This is a genomic window from Martelella sp. AD-3 (assembly GCF_001578105.1).
Taxonomy (GTDB): Bacteria; Pseudomonadota; Alphaproteobacteria; order Rhizobiales; family Rhizobiaceae; genus Martelella.
This window is the reverse complement of the sequence record NZ_CP014275.1, coordinates 1,868,043-1,884,646: the sequence shown is the minus strand read 5'-3', so window position 1 is coordinate 1,884,646 and position 16,604 is coordinate 1,868,043. Positions and strand designations below refer to the sequence as shown.

The 16,604-nt window shown below is 61.8% G+C and carries 15 protein-coding genes and 4 tRNA genes; 10 read left to right on the top strand and 9 right to left on the bottom strand.

From position 1 onward, the window contains the following. Window position 1: 1 nt before the first annotated feature. The 3 genes from rbbA to AZF01_RS23920 all read right to left on the bottom strand — a co-directional run bounded on the left by rbbA (window position 2) and on the right by AZF01_RS23920 (window position 4,263). Window positions 2-2,773, bottom strand: a complete 2,772-nt coding sequence (gene rbbA, locus AZF01_RS08760) for a ribosome-associated ATPase/putative transporter RbbA (RefSeq protein ID WP_024707109.1) — start codon at window positions 2,771-2,773, stop codon at window positions 2-4. Further along, window positions 2,770-3,855, bottom strand: a complete 1,086-nt coding sequence (locus AZF01_RS08755) for an HlyD family secretion protein (protein ID WP_036236341.1) — start codon at window positions 3,853-3,855, stop codon at window positions 2,770-2,772. Before AZF01_RS08755 ends, rbbA begins: the two co-directional genes overlap by 4 nt. A 234-nt stretch (window positions 3,856-4,089) precedes the next feature. After that, window positions 4,090-4,263, bottom strand: a complete 174-nt coding sequence (locus AZF01_RS23920) for a hypothetical protein (protein ID WP_156484728.1) — start codon at window positions 4,261-4,263, stop codon at window positions 4,090-4,092. A 177-nt stretch (window positions 4,264-4,440) separates the two neighbouring features. Between AZF01_RS23920 and AZF01_RS08750 the strand changes: the two genes are divergently transcribed. Both AZF01_RS08750 and AZF01_RS08745 read left to right on the top strand, forming a co-directional pair. After that, window positions 4,441-5,073 carry a hypothetical protein gene (locus tag AZF01_RS08750; protein WP_152534463.1) on the top strand — a complete coding sequence of 211 codons (633 nt, stop codon included), beginning with the start codon at window positions 4,441-4,443 and terminating at the stop codon, window positions 5,071-5,073. A gap of 89 nt (window positions 5,074-5,162) precedes the next feature. Continuing rightward, on the top strand, window positions 5,163-5,510 hold the full coding sequence (locus AZF01_RS08745) for a hypothetical protein (RefSeq protein ID WP_024707106.1): 348 nt from the start codon (window positions 5,163-5,165) through the stop codon (window positions 5,508-5,510). 21 nt (window positions 5,511-5,531) lie between these two features. On the opposite strand, the gene AZF01_RS08740 is transcribed toward AZF01_RS08745, so the two are convergent. The 3 genes from AZF01_RS08740 to AZF01_RS08730 all read right to left on the bottom strand — a co-directional run bounded on the left by AZF01_RS08740 (window position 5,532) and on the right by AZF01_RS08730 (window position 6,989). Then, window positions 5,532-5,608: transfer RNA gene (locus tag AZF01_RS08740), tRNA-Pro, on the bottom strand. 168 nt (window positions 5,609-5,776) lie between these two features. Then, window positions 5,777-6,256, bottom strand: a complete 480-nt coding sequence (locus AZF01_RS08735; protein WP_024707105.1) for a DUF192 domain-containing protein — start codon at window positions 6,254-6,256, stop codon at window positions 5,777-5,779. 154 nt (window positions 6,257-6,410) lie between these two features. Continuing rightward, the gene (locus AZF01_RS08730) at window positions 6,411-6,989 is read right to left on the bottom strand and encodes a cold-shock protein (RefSeq protein WP_024707104.1); all 579 of its coding nucleotides are present in this window, start codon (window positions 6,987-6,989) and stop codon (window positions 6,411-6,413) included. Window positions 6,990-7,153: 164 nt separating this feature from the next. Here AZF01_RS08730 and AZF01_RS08725 point away from each other — a divergent pair, with 164 nt between their 5' ends. From AZF01_RS08725 to AZF01_RS08705, 5 genes are all read left to right on the top strand, one after another. Beyond that, entirely contained in the window at window positions 7,154-7,594 is a 441-nt protein-coding gene (locus AZF01_RS08725) for a VOC family protein (RefSeq protein WP_024707103.1), read from the top strand. Window positions 7,595-7,760: 166 nt separating this feature from the next. Then, window positions 7,761-7,835 (top strand) — tRNA-Glu (locus AZF01_RS08720). A 110-nt stretch (window positions 7,836-7,945) separates the two neighbouring features. Then, a tRNA-Glu gene (locus tag AZF01_RS08715) sits at window positions 7,946-8,020 on the top strand. 80 nt (window positions 8,021-8,100) lie between these two features. Then, window positions 8,101-8,175 (top strand) — tRNA-Glu (locus tag AZF01_RS08710). Window positions 8,176-8,377: 202 nt separating this feature from the next. Next, window positions 8,378-8,896, top strand: a complete 519-nt coding sequence (locus tag AZF01_RS08705; protein WP_024707102.1) for a DedA family protein — start codon at window positions 8,378-8,380, stop codon at window positions 8,894-8,896. A gap of 29 nt (window positions 8,897-8,925) precedes the next feature. Here the strand turns inward: AZF01_RS08705 and AZF01_RS08700 are convergent, their stop codons facing one another. From AZF01_RS08700 to AZF01_RS08685, 3 genes are all read right to left on the bottom strand, one after another. After that, entirely contained in the window at window positions 8,926-10,593 is a 1,668-nt protein-coding gene (locus AZF01_RS08700; RefSeq protein ID WP_081725700.1) for a bifunctional diguanylate cyclase/phosphodiesterase, read from the bottom strand. A gap of 237 nt (window positions 10,594-10,830) precedes the next feature. Beyond that, entirely contained in the window at window positions 10,831-12,162 is a 1,332-nt protein-coding gene (dgt, locus tag AZF01_RS08690; RefSeq protein WP_197489639.1) for a dGTP triphosphohydrolase, read from the bottom strand. A 37-nt stretch (window positions 12,163-12,199) separates the two neighbouring features. Beyond that, on the bottom strand, window positions 12,200-12,829 hold the full coding sequence (locus tag AZF01_RS08685; protein WP_024707098.1) for a J domain-containing protein: 630 nt from the start codon (window positions 12,827-12,829) through the stop codon (window positions 12,200-12,202). A gap of 455 nt (window positions 12,830-13,284) precedes the next feature. Between AZF01_RS08685 and AZF01_RS08680 the strand changes: the two genes are divergently transcribed. The 3 genes from AZF01_RS08680 (at window position 13,285) to proX (ending at window position 16,583) form a co-directional block, all read left to right on the top strand. After that, the gene (locus tag AZF01_RS08680) at window positions 13,285-14,529 is read left to right on the top strand and encodes a glycine betaine/L-proline ABC transporter ATP-binding protein (RefSeq protein WP_024707097.1); all 1,245 of its coding nucleotides are present in this window, start codon (window positions 13,285-13,287) and stop codon (window positions 14,527-14,529) included. A gap of 20 nt (window positions 14,530-14,549) precedes the next feature. Continuing rightward, window positions 14,550-15,461 carry a proline/glycine betaine ABC transporter permease gene (locus tag AZF01_RS08675; RefSeq protein WP_024707096.1) on the top strand — a complete coding sequence of 304 codons (912 nt, stop codon included), beginning with the start codon at window positions 14,550-14,552 and terminating at the stop codon, window positions 15,459-15,461. 114 nt (window positions 15,462-15,575) lie between these two features. Next, window positions 15,576-16,583: a glycine betaine/L-proline ABC transporter substrate-binding protein ProX gene (gene proX / locus AZF01_RS08670; protein WP_024707095.1), complete on the top strand. Its 1,008-nt coding sequence runs from the start codon at window positions 15,576-15,578 to the stop codon at window positions 16,581-16,583. Window positions 16,584-16,604: the final 21 nt, after the last annotated feature.

Below are 16,604 nucleotides of genomic sequence, written 5' to 3'. Positions count from 1 at the left end.
CCTACCTCGCCTGCTTGCCGAGCAGAAGCGTGCTGGCGATCGTCAGAACCGGAATGGCAATGAGAAGAGGCACGAAGGCAGAATGAAGATCGGCAAGGCCGAGCGCCTTGGTGAAGGTTCCGCGCGACATCGTCACGAAATAGGTGGCCGGATAGACCTCGCCGATCATGGCGCCAAAACCCTGAAGCGCGCTGACCGGATCGATGAGGCCGGAATACTGGATTGCCGGAATGAGGGTCAGAAGAGCGGTGGCGAAAAGGGCTGCGATCTGACTGCTGGTAAAGGTCGACACCAGCAGGCCCATGCCGGTTGAAATGGTGACGAAAAGCAGGGCCGCCAGCGAAAAGGCAAGCATGCTGCCGGTAAAGGGCACCTGAAACACCATCAGCGAGGTTGCCAGCAGCAGGGCGAAATTGAACATGGCAAGCACGATATAGGGCAGCTGTTTGCCAATCAGGAATTCCAGCCTCGTCGTCGGCGTGACATAGAAATTGACGATCGAGCCCAGCTCCTTTTCCCGCACCACGGAAAGCGTGGTGAGAATGGCGGGAATGAGCAACAGCAGCAGCGGAATGACCGCCGGCGCCATGGCGACGAGGCTGCGGATATCGGGGTTGTAGCGATAGCGCGCGGCGACCGAATAGGCCGGATCAGCCGCCCCCGCCCCATAGACCTCCTCGATCTTGCGGGTAAGCCATGTGGCATAGACGCCCTGAATATAGCCTCTGGCCGACGATGCGCGCTGCGGCATCGAACCGTCCAGCCAGACGCCGACTTCGACATCGCGCCCGCGCGCCAGATCGGCGGCGAAATGCGGCGGGATTTCAATGGCGAAACTGATTTCCCCGTCACGCATGCGTCTGTCCATATCGGCATAATCGACGAGCGGGGCTTTCTCATCGAAATAGCGCGATCCGGAGATATCGAGCGTCAGGTCCCGGCTTGTCACGGTCTGATCGCGGTCGAGCGTGGCATAGCTCAGGTTTTCGATGTCGAGATTGATGCCATAGCCGATCACCAGCAGCAGAATGACGCTGCCGATGATCGCCATGGTGGCGCGGATCGGGTCGCGGCGCAGTTCCAGCGCCTCGCGCCAGGAATAGGCCATCATCCGGCGAAAGTCGAAACGGTGTTTCAGCGCCCTTTCGGCAGCGCGCCCGTCGGCGTCGTCTTTTTCGGCATCTTCGGCGATCGTTGGTTCTTCAGCCTCCTGCGCCTCGTCCGTGACCGCTTCCAGATGGCTGATGAAGGCCTCTTCGAGCGTTGCCTTTCCGCTTGCCTCGATGATGGCGGCCGGGCGGTCGCTCGCCAGCACCCGGCCGGCATGCATCAGCGAAATCCGGTCGCAGCGCGCCGCCTCGTTCATGAAATGGGTGGAGACGAAAATCGTGACATTGTCGTTGCGCGAAAGCGCGATCAGCATGCGCCAGAAATCATCGCGGGCCAGCGGGTCAACGCCGGAGGTCGGTTCGTCCAGGATCAGGATATCCGGACCGTGGATCATCGCGACCGCCAGCGAAAGGCGCTGGCGGATGCCGAGCGGCAGCGCCTCCGGCAGGCTGTCGGCAACGTCGGCCAGATCGAAGCGCGCGATCATTTCGGCAACGCGCGGTTCGATCGTCTCCGTCGGCAGCCGGTAAAGCCGCGCGTGCAACGACAGGTTCTGCCGCACGGTCAGCTCGGTATAGAGCGAGAAGGCCTGGGACATATAGCCGACCCGCCGGCGCACATCGAGATTGCCGGGATCGACCGGCTGGCCGAACAGCTTTGCCGTGCCGTCGCTCACATCCAGAAGCCCGGTCAGCATTTTCATGGTCGTGGTCTTGCCGCAGCCATTCGAGCCGAGAAAGCCGAAAATCTCGCCCCGGCGAATGCGGAAGCTGACATTGTCGACGGCGGTGAAATCGCCGAAACGCTTGCTCAGATGCTCGGCCTCGATGGCAAAATCGCCGGCATCACCCTCCGCGCGCGGGGTAATATCCAGCGCCTTCCGGTCGCCGCGGGTCGCTTCCGGCAGCAGCGCCACGAAAGCGTCGTCGAGATTGTCGGTGGCGGTCGCGCTCAAAAGTTCGGCGGGGCTTCCCGTGGCAAGAACATTGCCGTCATTCATCGCCGCCAGCCAGTCGAAGCGCGCGGCCTCTTCCATATAGGCGGTGGCAACGATAACGCTCATGCCGGGGCGCGCGGCGCGGATATCGTCGATCAGGCTCCAGAACTGCCGTCTGGACAGTGGATCGACGCCGGTCGTCGGTTCGTCGAGAACCAGAAGATCGGGGTCGTGGATCAGCGCGCAACAAAGCCCGAGCTTCTGTTTCATGCCGCCCGAGAGCTTGCCGGCCGGCCTGTCGGCAAAGGGCAGCAGCCCCGTACTTTTCATCAGGTTTTCGATGCGCCGCCGGCGCTCCGCACGGGCATGGCCGAAAAGACGGCCGAAGAAATCGATATTCTCGTAGCCCGACAGCGTGGCGTAGAGATTGCGGCCGAGCCCCTGCGGCATATAGGCGATGCGCGGGCAGACGGCGCGGCGGTGCCCGTCATCGGAGATATCGCCGCCAAGCACGCTGACAGCGCCGGTCTGCACCTTGCGCGCGCCGGCAATCAGCGACAGCAGGCTTGACTTGCCGACGCCGTCCGGGCCGATGAGGCCCGCCATGCAGCCGGCGGGAATATCAAGCGATATGTCATTCAGCGCCGTCGTCTTGCGATAAAGCAGGCTGACGCCCTCAAGGCGGGCGACTGCGCCGACGCCACCCTGCCCGTCCACGGCATTCATTGGGCGAGATTTCCGTCAAGCGCCTCGGGCCAGGCGGCATTGTGGTCATAGCGCACATAGGCAACGCCGGGCAGGCCGGTCTTGACGAGATCGATATGCTCGCGCAGCAAATCCGGGTCGATGCGGGCCTTGACCCGGAACATCAGCTTCTGGCGCTCCTCTTCCGTCTCGACGGTCTTCGGCGTGAACTGTGCGACGTCGGAAACATAGGAGATGCTGGCGGGGATGGTGAATTGCGGCGCGGCATCCAGCACCAGCCGGGTCTCCGCGCCGATTGCCGTCCGGCCCGCCTGCTCCGTCGGCAGGAAGAAGTTCATATAGACATCGGTCAGGTCGACAATGTTGAGAATGCGACCGCCGGCTGCGACAACCTCGCCCGGTTGGGCGACAAGATACTGCACCCGTCCGGGGCGTGGCGCGGTCAGGGTACTGTCGTCAATGATCGACTGGATATAGTCTATGCTCGCCTCGGCGGCATCGATCGCCGCTTCCGCCTTGGTAAGCTGCGCTTCGGCGGTGCTGATGGCCGCGCTTGCTGCGGCGGAAGAGGCCTCGCCGGCGGCAACGGTGGCCTTCGCCTGCAGCGCCTTCGCCTCGGCGTCCTCGAGCGCCTGCCGGGAGGTGACGTTTGTCTGCGCCAGCTTCTTGAAGCGCGCGAACGTGGCCTCGGCGGAATTGAGCACGGCCTTGCGCTGCTCGACGACGGCTTCGGCGGCGCGTTTTTCCGCCTTCGCCTGTTCTATCGTCGCATTGGCGGCGTCCACGCCGGTGCGGGCGCTGCGCAGCTTGGCCTCGGCCTCGCGTTTTTGCGCCTCCAGCTGCCTGGTGTCCATCTGCACCAGTTTCTCGCCGGCCTGGATGAAATCGCCCTCATTGACGAAAATCTCGCTGATCCGCCCGGCGGTCTTGGCGGAGATATCGATTTCCGTCGCCTCGATACGGCCGTTCCCGCTGGCAATGCCTTCAGGAAGAGCGTCGCCATTGAGATTGCGCCATGCGGCATAACCGCCGGCCGCAACGGCTGCCAGGACGACGATCGCAACCCATTTACCCAAACCTGTCCGCACTCTGCCATCCCCCATTTCGGCGTGACGCTTCACGTGGCACACGTCCTATCCTAGCCGTCGAAAAGACTATGACAATGCGATATATCATCCTCAGATGACGAACTTTACGAAGCTCGCTCCGATGGGAGCGAACAAACGGTATTCGCGCCAGCACAGCTTTTTGAGGCAGTCAGTTTATCGCAAGGAAATAGGACTTTGCGGCTCCGGCCGGAAGGAACGCAGAGTTCGATAGCCTGTGCCTGCAAGACTTCATGGAATATCCCGCATCATGAACAGACCCGCCGCGAAACAGGCCCGCCCTATCCCCAGCGGACGACCCATTTCGTCCGCCAGCGATGCAATGGCGAAAGGATGATCCCCGAGCGCCTGCCAGCCAGAATGATCCGCGCCCGGCACAGAATGAACAAAATAGGCCTTTGACATCTACGTTCCTCGCCCCCCGGACAATGCCCGCTAACGCCAATTTCCTCCAATGTTGAGCCAAAAACACCCATTCTTTAGTTTAGCTCCGACTTTAGGCTTCGAATTTAGCCTCAGACTGGGCAACCCGCGCGGTGCCAAATACCCGCAGGGCAAGGGACTGTAGGAAGGACCCGCCGTTTGCCTGCCCCCTGCCCCAACGACAAAGAGCGGGTCACCGAGGTAACCCGCTCTCGTCAGTTCCATAGGGCCGAGCCAAAGGGGCCACGCGCGGCCAGCGCCGCAAGACGTGCGGCGGAACTGGCACTCGAAGCCGCCGAAACCTTCAGTCCGCACCCGATGGTCGGCCATCTGACACGGCTCAATCAGCAGCGCATGTGGACGTGGATGAGGACTGAGCACGGACTGAGCCCGAAGGCGATCACCACATACATGATTTCGGTGCGCGCTGCCGTCAATTTCGCCGCCGTGCCACAGATCGTAGCGGTCGGTGATGAAAAGCAGGAAGTGCAGCCGCTGACATCAGCGACCCCGATCTTCTGCAATCAATCCGAAATCGCCGATCACGTCGGAGGCGAGATGTCGCGACCGCGCGACTATATCCCAACATTTGAAGAGCTCGGTCGATGGATCGACCGAATCGCGCATGAGGATGATTTCCGCTATGTGGTGATTGCGCTCAATACGGCAGCAAGAAACGAGGCGATCTTCGATCTGCGCGTGGAGGGTCAGGTAGACTTCAACAGCGGCACCATAGATCTCAACCCGCCCGGCCGTCGCCAGACAAAAAACGCCGCCCGATCATCCGGCTGACGACCGGCCTCGCGGCATGGCCGGATCACTGGGCAGACGACAGACCCATTCGCCAGTATCAGGATACGGTCGAGAAGCGACTGAACGCGATGGGCAAGGACCCCGCGCCGAAAGACCCGGACGGACGCCAGCTTGCCCCTCTCAACATGCCGGCAATGATCTGCTACACGCTGCGCCACTTCATCGCGACCAATATGCGCCGCGCTGGCATCGAGGTCTCACGCGAGCAACGGTCCAAATGGCTCGGTCACGTCGTTGCAGAAGGCTCCGGAACGACAGACTGGTATGAAAAATTCGATCCCGACTATCTCGAAGAGCCGATGCGCGCCACCGAAATGATCCTCCAGAAACTGCAGAATCACACCCACAAGAGACTGTCAGCACCCACAATGCACTCACAAGGTAAGCTCCGCGTCATCGCGGGACCAGAAAAATAACAATGATTTTAATTGGTTGAATGGTCGGAGTGGAGAGATTCGAACTCCCGACCCTCTGGTCCCAAACCAGATGCGCTACCAGGCTGCGCTACACTCCGACTGCGGCCCGGATACACCGAAGGCACCATCGCCGCAACAGGAAAATGGCTTTTGCCAACGCTCCGCCGGGATCGCCCTGCGCCTTACGTGAAGCGCAGGATCCGCTTGTCTCTTCCCTATGTCGCGTCGGGCTGTCGAAAACCGGATTCCACTTTTCGCCCGATGCTCTAATAGGAAAGCGCAGGGCCGCTGACGCGGTCGCCCGGCTTGAGGCCGTAGCTTTCCGCTTTGCCGCCGCCGATCTCCAGTACGTAGCGCACGGGCTCCGATGAGCTGATGACCGCCTTCGACCCTGGTACGGCGTTCTCGTGAAAGCCCGAGACCGTGCCGTCGGCCCGGATGAAGACCATATCGAGCGGGATCAGCGTGTTGGCCATCCACATCGAGGCCGGACGCGTCTGGCCGAAATCGAAGATCATGCCGCGATCCGCGCCAAGTTCGGTGCGATACATCAGCCCGCGCTGCCGCTGCCGCGGGTCGCTGGCGACCTCGACGACAAGCGGAAAATCCCCGGTTTCCGTGTGGAGCGTCAACTGCGAGACAGGAAACAGGACGACGTCGTCCTCTGCCGACGCCATGCCCGCCGCCAGCATTGCGACAAGCCCGATCAGGGCGGCGAGCGCCCTGTTGCCGAGACCGCGTTTCATCCCATATCCTTTCCGATAGAGCGTCGATACCGCCAGGTTCGAGGACCCGCGCTGTCCTTCCGCGAGGGCAATATCGGCACGGGCGGAAGACCGGATTGCGAGGCGTTCGTTTCAATGCCGCCGGCAGCCGGCGCCGAGAGCGGCCGGCGCGGCCTCAATGCGTGCGCCGGTTGGCCGTCGGCATGTCGGGGTGGACTTCGGCCGCCATCAGGCCCTTCGGCCCCTCGCCGAAGCGCACCAGCACGCTCTGGCCAGGCACAAGCTCGGTAATGCCGTAGCGCCTCAGCGTTTCCATATGCACGAAAATATCCTGCGTCCCCTCGCCGCGGGTCAGGAAACCAAACCCCTTCTCGCGATTGAACCACTTGACCAGGACCCGCTCGAGCCCGCTCGACGGCTCGACCTGAACATGGGTCTTGACCGGCGGCAGCTGCGAGGGGTGAACCGCGGTCGACTGGTCCATGGACAGGATGCGGAATGCCTGCAGGCCGCGTTCGCGCTTCTGCACCAGCGCCACGACGCGGGTGCCTTCAAGGATTGTCTGGTAGCCGTCCCGCCTCAGGCAGGTCACGTGCAGGAGAATATCCTCCATGCCGTTGTCGGGCACGACAAAGCCGAAGCCCTTGCCGACGTCGAACCATTTCACGAACCCGGTAACCTCCAGCAGTTCGCCCGTTTCCGTGCCCGCCTCTTCTCCGGCCGAGTATCGTTCTGCCTCAGACCTTCCGGCCATACCGCCCCGCTCCTTGAAAAAACCCGGCTGCGAATTAACTGATTCTTGTCATAAGAATAACATTCATACTGAGGGTTCCCGCAAGTTCTAAACGCAAAACCCCGCCGAGCGGGTCCCGCTCTCGTGCAAAAGCCCACCGCCCAACAAACGACAGGGAAGAGAATATGCATTACCTCCACACCATGGTCCGGATTACGGATATCGATGCCTCGCTGCGCTTCTACCGCGACCTGATGGGCCTCAAGGAAGTGCGCCGGATCGACAACGACAAGGGTCGCTTCACGCTGATCTTCCTCGCCGCCCCGAAGGACCTCGAAAACGGCGACGGCGAACACGTGCCGAAGCTGGAGCTGACCTACAACTGGGATCCGGAAGAATATGACGGCGGTCGCAATTTCGGTCACCTCGCCTATCGCGTCGAAAACATCTACGATTTCTGCCAGAAGCTGTCGGATGCGGGCGTGGTCATCAACCGGCCGCCGCGCGACGGCAACATGGCCTTCGTCCGCTCGCCCGACGGCATCTCGATCGAGATCCTGCAGGAAGGCGATCCGCTGGAGCCGAAAGAGCCCTGGGCGTCGATGCCGAACACGGGCAGTTGGTGACGGGCCTTTATGCCGCGCCGGACCGCGCGGTATCTTGCCATTAAAATCAAGCGGTTACACCCAAGCCCGAACGATCTGTTTCAACATGTCGTTTTTTTGAAGAAATCGCTGTTTTACGCTTGCAGCAATTCTGTTGCCTGATTATAAGGGCGCCCAGCGAACGCACGCGCCCTTCGTCTATCGGTTAGGACGCCAGATTTTCATTCTGGAAAGAGGGGTTCGATTCCCCTAGGGCGTGCCATTCGCGCGCGGTTGAAAGCCGCGTCGCTGTGGGTCCGGGGCGAGCCTCGGATCACGTGTTTTCGCTGACCGGCGGGAGAGCCTCGGGCAATTCCGTCAAACATGAGATGCGCGCCCTTCGTCTATCGGTTAGGACGCCAGATTTTCATTCTGGAAAGAGGGGTTCGATTCCCCTAGGGCGTGCCACTCATTGTCTGCCTGACGGCAACCACCCCTGTTATACAGAGATGGCGACCGCCAATATATGCTGCCTGCGGCCAACGCATGCGCCCTTCGTCTATCGGTTAGGACGCCAGATTCTCATTCTGGAAAGAGGGGTTCGATTCCCCTAGGGCGTACCACTTATCCACAGGTCTCCGGCCGCCGCGGTCCCGCGGCCCTGCCGCGATCGCTCGATGCGGCCTCCTTGACCGCCCGCTTCGCCCGCCCTTTATTAACACGATAAAATATGATGCCGTCTGCTTTCGCAGGCATCGAAAACCGGCGGAACCAGACCGAAGCACAGCGGCACGAGGAGCGGACATGCATCTCATCCACGAATCGATCGCGCTGATCGAACCCTATCTGCGCCACTACGGCGTCGCGGCGCTGTTCGTCATCGTCTATCTGGAATCGCTCGGCGCGCCGCTGCCGGGCGAAAGCGCGGTCATCGGCGCATCGCTGCTCGCCTCCGGCGGCCAGCTGCCGATCGAGGGCGTGTTCCTGGCGGTGTTCATCGGCGCCGTGCTCGGCGACAATACGGGCTATGCGATCGGTCGTTATGGCGGGCGGACCGTCATCGAACGCTATGGCCGCTACATCGGCCTCAACGACCAGAGGCGGGAGTGGATCGAGGGGCTCTATGCCAGGCGCGGCACGGCCGTCGTCGTCGGCGCGCGCTTCGTGGTCATCCTCAGGCAGCTGAATGGCATCGTCGCCGGCATGATGGCAATGGGCTGGCGGCCGTTCCTGCTGGCAAATATGGTCGGCGCGCTCTTGTGGACAAGCGTCTGGACCGCGGCGCCCTTCGTCTTCGGCGATTTCTTCGCCGAACACTTTCACGACGCATCGCTGCACAGGTAGGCCGCAATTCGGGCGCGGGCCCGCGCCGGTCACCGACCTTCGTCGGCAATCTCCTTTCTGAGCAGATCAACCACCCGATCATACGACATCGGCCTGCTGAACAGGTAGCCCTGCGCCTGATCGCAGCCGACGGCCTGAAGACATTCCTTCTGCCCGATGGTTTCAACGCCTTCGGCGACCACGGTCAGGCCAAGAGCGCCCGCGATCGTCACGATCCCGCTGACGATCGCGCGGCCCTTCGCGTCATCGCAGATGTCATCGACAAAGCTCTTGTCGATCTTGATGGTATCTACCTTGAAGGTCTGGAGATGCGAAAGCGACGCGTTGCCGGTTCCAAAGTCGTCCAGCGAAATCCGGATTCCGTTGCGGCGCAGATGATTAATCTTCCGGCGCGCGACGACTTCGTTGCGGTTCAGCAGGACATTTTCCGTGACTTCGATCTCGAAGCTCTCGGCGGGTATAACGAATGTCTTGAGCGCCGCAACGATGCGCCTGACAATCTTGGGATGACCGAAGGCGGCGTTGGACAGGTTGAATGAAATGGTCCCGGGATCCAGGCCGATCCGGCGGAGATTGACCAGGCCCACCAGCACCCGGCGAAAGAGGTAGGTGGTGATCCGAAGGCTGAGATGCGGATCCTCGAAGGCGGCCTGGAACGAGACCGGCGTGAGGATGCCGCGCTCGGGGTGAAACCAGCGCGCCAGCGCCTCGAAACCCGTGATCCTGCCGGTGCGCAGATCGATCTTCGGCTGGTAGAACGGCTGCACCTGGCCGTAGCGCAGCGCCCCCCGGAGTTCGGAGAGCAGGCGCTGTCGCTCCTCGACCACATGCCCCATCTCCGGCTTGAACGCGACCGTCCGGCTGCGGCCGCTGTTCTTGGCGCGGTAAAGCGCGATATCGGCGGCTTTCACCAGGCCTTCGGCCGTCTCCGCGTCGTCGGGGTAGCGCGAGAGGCCGATGCTCACGCCCGCCCACAGCGTTTGCGACCGATATTCGACCGGCTGCCCCACCCGGCGGGCGATCTTGCGGGCAAACGCCATGGCCTCCTGCCGGTCGAGCCCCGGCGCGATCACCAGGAATTCGTCGCCGCTGAGCCGGGCCGCGGTCACGCCCTCCCCGGTCAGGGCCGTGAGCCGTCCGGCGATGGTCTTCAGGAAGAAATCGCCGGCCTCATGCCCGAAACTGTCGTTGATTTCCTTGAAATAATCAAAGTCGAGCGCCATGATGGCGATGCCGTCGGGATGGGCGCCGCCAATCGCGCGTTCCAGATGCTCGGCGCAACAGGTCCGGTTCGGAAGACCTGTGAGGTCGTCGTGGAGGGCCATCTCGCGGATGCGATCCTGGGCAGTCTTCGCCTCCGTGACGTCGAAGCTGATGCCGATCAGCCGCTCGGGCGAAACCCGGCGCGCCCGTGTGGCAAGCCATATCAGCCCTCCCTCGGCTGTCATGAACCGGAAGACGACTTCTTCCTCCTGCCTTCCGGAGCGACCGAGGCCAGCGCGCAAATGCCGATCATCAGGATGGATCCGCTCGAGAATGCCGGAGAGAGGTCCAGATCCTATGCCGATGAGATCAACCGCGCTGCCCGACCGGCTGACATGATCGGTGACGAGATCCTGCTCCCAGGCCACCATGCGGCCCGCCCGCAATGCGAGTTCGAACCAGCCTTCTTGGTGCTGCGCAAAACCGTCAGCCATGCCGGAGACATTTCAACGGAAAGACACAAGCCATAAACCTCTCCCTGCGGGCATCGTCGCTCAAGATCCAACGATTACCGAAATTTCAGCATGGGCGGAATGACGTGCAGAGCTTTTCTTGAGGTTTTATCGCGTTGTTTTGCAAGCAAAGACCGAATAAACGCATGACATGCAATGCAGAGTTGCCAAAATACATGCCGATCTATTGAGTATTTACGAAGCGCGCTACTTGGCTCGTCAACCGGAAATGATCCGGTCAATCTTGACGGCATAACGATCCGTCATCCCCGATACGTAGTCCGCAAGCGTATGCAGCGCGGAATAAGGGTCGCGCGCCCGGCGCAGGTCGATGCCGAGCGCGCGCTGCAGCTGACGGGGATAGCCTTCGATCCGCTCCGCGTCGAAATCCGCCTCGGCAAGCGCCTCCAGCACCGGCAGAACGCCGTCCAGAATGCGATGGACGAGATTGCGGCCCATCACCTCAAGCTCCGTCTTGCGCGGCGAGGTGAAGATGCGTTCGCTGGCAAGCCGGCCGATCTCGGCAAATCGTTCCGCCTGGGCCGATGCCTCGACGAGGCCGGAGGCAAAAGTCCCGCTCATGATCGCGTCATAATGCGCGCTGAAAGCGGCGCTGCAATCTTCAAACGCCTTGTGAATGGCGACGGCGCGCAGAAAGGCCATCTTCTCGGACGGCGTATCGCCACGGTCGTCGCGCGGGGTCGTTCCGGCGACGGCGGACAGCATCCCGGCCGCCTCGCGATAGGACAGGTCGCCTGCGGTGAAGGCGTCCTCGAGATCGAGGATGTTGTAGCAGATATCGTCCGCCGCCTCGACCAGATAGACCAGCGGGTGCCGCCGCCACCAGCTTGCCGATATGTCGCCGGCGATGAGCCCCGTCCGGGTTGCCACGGCTTCGAGAGCCTCCCGCTCGGTTTCGAACACGCCGAACTTCTTCAGGCCGCCGTCGCGCGCGGCGACGGATTTTCGGGTCCGCGCCGTGACAGGATATTTGAGGAAGGCGCCGAGCGTGCCGTGCGTCAGGCGCATGCCGCCGCGACGGTGCATTTCCAGTCCGGCAATGATGCGGAAGCCCTGGGCATTGCCTTCGAACGCCTCGAATTCCTCGGCAAAGCAGGCCAGGCGGTCGGCAAAAAGCCCCTCGCCCCGCTCGAACTTCTCCGCAAACCAGGCGCCGATCGCCGCCTCGCCGGAATGGCCGAAGGGCGGGTTCCCGATATCATGGGCAAGGCACGCCGCATGGACGAGACCGGCGACCGTCGCCTGTCCGCCCTTTTCGATCTTGCCTTCCTGTTCAAGCCACCAGCCGACCTCGAGCCCGAGCGAACGGCCGACGCTTGCCGTCTCCACGGAATGGATCAGGCGATGGTGGATATGGTCGTTGTCGTAGAGAGGGTGAACCTGGGTCTTGTTGGCAAGCCGCCGGAAGGGCGCCGAGAAGGTGATGCGGTCGGCATCCTGATCATAGGCGGGACGGCGCGGCCTCTCCTGAGACGACGTCAGAAACAGCCGTTCGAGATCGAGCAGTTTCGACCATTCCATCGTCATCATGAGATATCCCCTGCTTCACGTTCCGGGCCACCCGGCGCTACTCGGCAGCCTTGCCGTCGGTGTCGCCGTCGTCGGCCTGTTCGTCCGCCCTGTCGTCGTGCTCGAGCTCGTAGGCATAACCCTCGAGCATGGTATAGGCCTGCTCGATCGCCTCGATCTGGTCCTCGGCATTGCGGATCGCCTCGCCGATCGACTCGCTTCTGGCCCGCAGCATGGATCCGAGCACATCGGTCGTCGAACTGTCGCGCTTGCGCCGTCCAAGCCGGTCCATATGCTTGCGCACCCGGGCGCGATGGCGCTCCAGCTCCAGGATGTGAAAGCGGCTTTTCAGAATGTCGTCGGAAAGCTTGCGCCGCATCGCCGCGACCGGATCGAAACTGCCCGGCTCGCGATCGTCCAGGATCATCTCGTTAACGAGCGGCTCCAGCAGCATCAGACCCTTGAGATCCTTCGGATCGGCGAGTTCGGGATCATAGCCGGTATCATCGAAAACCTTGCGCCGCACCGGATCCTTCAGAAGATCATAGGACGCCTGGAGGCGGGCGAAACGCTCCTCGTCGCCGCCGCTGTCGGGATGGGCTTCCTTGGCCAGCCGCCGATAGGCCGCCCGCACGGTCTTCTCGTCGCAATCATGGTCTACGCCAAGCACTTCATAGGGATCGATCAAGATTTTACCCGTCTCGCCGTGTCGATCAAATTCCCTCTGAACTACTCTGCCCGCGCCGGCGGTTCAAGCCGAAAGCCCGCCTGTTGCCCGGCCCTTCCCCTTGAAACGGTGAAAATCACCCTATTTCCATTCCATGACCAGATACGTGACACTTGGGCGCCGGAAATTTGACATTCCAGCGCCATAATTCTACACAGCGGAGGCCGCTCAATCGTTGAACTGACAATAGACAAGGCGGCCTTGTCGGGCTCTTTTGAGCTCCGGGGTATCGCGGACATTCGCCGGGCCGGTTTTTCCGATCCTGCGCTTTCGCTCGGATGCGAGAGACATGTCCGGATGGATGCGAACGTCGCATCCCCGGCCCCTTGCGTTGCCCGCGCGGGCAATGCGCAGGCTCAACCGTCGAACGGACGCCTCAGGGACCCTCATCCCCTGTTGCCGAATAAGGAAGAGGTATGACTGTCAAACTGACCGCTAAAAACGTTTCCAAGCTTTTCAACGATGACAGCGGCGAAGGGGCACGTCGCCTCGCAGCCGGCGAGAGCAAGGAAGAAATCTTCAAGGCCACCGGTGTTACCGTTGGCATCGACAATGTGAGCTTTGATGTCCAGGAAGGCGAGATCTTCGTCATCATGGGTCTGTCGGGCTCGGGCAAATCCACGATCGTGCGCACGCTGAACGGCCTGATCCCGCCGACATCCGGCTCGATCATCATCGACGATGTCGATGTTGCCAACTGTAGCAAGGAAGCCCTGAGGGACGTTCGCAGGCAGAAAATCACTATGGTTTTCCAGCACTTCGCTCTTTTTCCTCACAAAACGATTATTGATAACGTCGCCTTTGGCCTGAAGCTGAAAGGCGTCAGCAAGGAAGAGCGCCACAAACAGGCGCTGGCCTCGCTCGCCAAGGTCGGGCTCGACGCCTATGCCAACAGCTATCCCAGCCAGCTTTCAGGCGGTATGCAGCAGCGCGTCGGCCTTGCCCGCGGTCTGGCGAACGATCCGGAAATCCTGCTGATGGACGAACCGTTCGGCGCGCTCGACCCGCTCATCCGTCGCGAGATGCAGGACGAGTTGATCGTTCTTCAAAAAGAATTGAAGAAGACCATCGTCTTCATCACCCACGACCTCAACGAGGCGATGATCCTCGGCGACCGCATCGCCATTATGAAGGATGGCGCCTTCGTGCAGGTGGGCACCGCCCAGGAAATCGTTTCCGAACCGGCCGACGACTATGTCCGCGCCTTCGTTTCCGATATCGACCGAAGCCGCGTCTTCAAGGTTTCCGATATTTCCAGCGACGCCGCCTGGGTCAAGGTCGACGCCACTGCGCGCGATGCACTTCGCGTCATGGACAAGGCCAAGACTGACCTCGCCTATGTGGTTGAACGTGGTGTGCCGGTGGGCCTGCTGATGCGATCCGATGCATTACAGTGTCCGCGTGAAACCCCGGTCCGCGAAGTCATGTTCGCAGAACCGCCGACCGTTTCGGAACAAGCCTATCTCAACGAGGTCTATTCGGCAGCCCAGGGCGGTGTGCCGATGGCCGTGACAGACGATGACGGCAAGCTCGTCGGCGTTGTCTCGCAGGACCAGATCTTCGAGCAACTCGCCGCCGATCCGGAGGAGCCTGAAACGGAGACCGAAGAACCCGAGGCAGAGAAAAACAAACCGGCTGCAGGCCAGCCGGCTTCGGAATAAGCCGACAGGAGACCAGAGATTTGCTAGATCCATCGCAGTATTTCACGATCCCGTTCGACACATGGGTCAATGACTTCGTCCGGGGCTTCCTCGTTCCCAATTTCCGGCCGTTCTTCCGCGCGTTGCAGGTGCCCGTCAACCAGGTGCTGATGGCGCTCGACACATTCCTCGCATGGGTGCCGATGCTGGCGATGACCGCGATCTTCGCGCTTCTCGCCTGGCGGATCGTCGGCAGGACCATGGCGCTGGTGACGATATTCGGGTTTCTTTTCGTCGACCTGATCGGTCTGTGGCCGGAAACCATGACGACGCTCGCCATGATCCTCACCTCGGTATTCTTCTGCACCATCATCGGCGTCCCGGTCGGCATTCTGGTTGCCCGCAGCGACATGTTGTGGCGCATCGTCCGGCCGATCCTCGACGTGATGCAGACCGTGCCGAGCTTCGTCTATCTTGTGCCGATCGTGATGCTCTTCGGCGTCGGCATGGCCCCGGGCATCATCGCCACCATCATCTTCGCCCTGCCGCCGATCATCCGCATGACCAATCTCGGCATCCGCAACGTGCGCACGGATCTGATCGAGGCCTCGGAGGCCTTCGGCGCGAACTATACCCAGACGCTGATCGAGGTTCAGCTGCCGCTTGCCATGCGCACCATCATGGCGGGGTTGAATCAGACGCTGATGCTCGCCATGTCGATGGTTGTCATCGCGGCGCTCATCGGCGCCGGCGGCCTCGGACAGGTCGTCAACACCGGCCTCGGCCGGCTGGATGTCGGCGGCGCGACCGCCGGCGGGGTCGGCATCGTGGTTCTGGCCATCGTGCTCGACCGCATCACCCAGGGCCTCGTCGAGCCTTCCGATCCCAACCGGATGACCTTTCGTCAGGCGTTGGGAACTTTGTTCAGCGGCCAGAAGAAGGCCGCCGATTAAGAACGGGGGCGGCCAGCGGGCCGCCTTCAAGGGATCTCCGATCCCGTAGCCAAGGCGAAGCGCCCGCCTCCCCGCAGGCGCGACGCCGCAACACGTAGAAACGGAGAAACACTCATGAACAACAATCTCAGCAAGCTTACCGCTGCCCTGATGATCGGCGCGGCCAGCCTTGTGCCGGCCACCGCCGCATTCGCGCAGGAGCCCGGCGACGGCAAGACCATCCGCATGGCCCAGGCCGACTGGGACACCGGCTGGTTCCAGGCCGAAATCTACAAGCAGATGTTCGAGGACCTCGGCTACAGCGTGACCGGCCCGATGACGCTTGGCGCCTCGGCCTTCTATCAGGCAGTCTCGCAGGGCGACGTCGACCTCTGGGTCAACGGCTGGTTCCCGCTGCACAGGACCTATGAATCGACCTTCGAAGGCAAGGCCAGCGTCGACGGCGCGGTTGCCAAGGGCGGCGCGCTTCAGGGTTACCTCGTCGACAAGGCGGCCATCGAAGAGTTCGACATCAAGACGCTTGACGATTTCAAGCGCGATGAAGTCAAGGAAGCCTTCGACCGCAATGGCGACGGCAAGGCCGATCTCGTCGCCTGCCCGCCGGGCTGGGGCTGCGAGCTGACGATTTCCCAGCATATGGAAGACTTTGATCTCGGCGACTCGATCAACCCGATCAAGGCCGGCTACTCCGCCTCCATGGCCGATGCGATCGCCGCCTACCAGAACGGCGAGCACATCCTGTTCTACACCTGGACGCCGAACTGGACCGTTGACCAGCTCGCGCCCGGCAAGGACGTGATGTGGATAGAAGTGCCGCAGAAGGAAGGCGTCGAACTGCCGGCTCCGGCCAAGGGCCTCGACACCTGCGTCGCCGATCCCTGCTACATGGGCTTTGTCGCCAACGACATCGTTCCGGTCGTCAATGACGCGTTCCTCGCCGACAATCCGGCCGTCGATGCGCTGCTGAAGGAAGTGTCGATTCCGCTGCCGGACATCTTCGCGCAGAACTCCGCCATGAACAACGGCGATGACGATGTTCAGGCCCAGGCCGCCAAGTGGATCGAGAACAACCAGGACCAGGTCAACACCTGGCTTGAAGCCGCCCGCTCCGCTGCCAACTGATAGCGGTTCGCGGCAATGAAG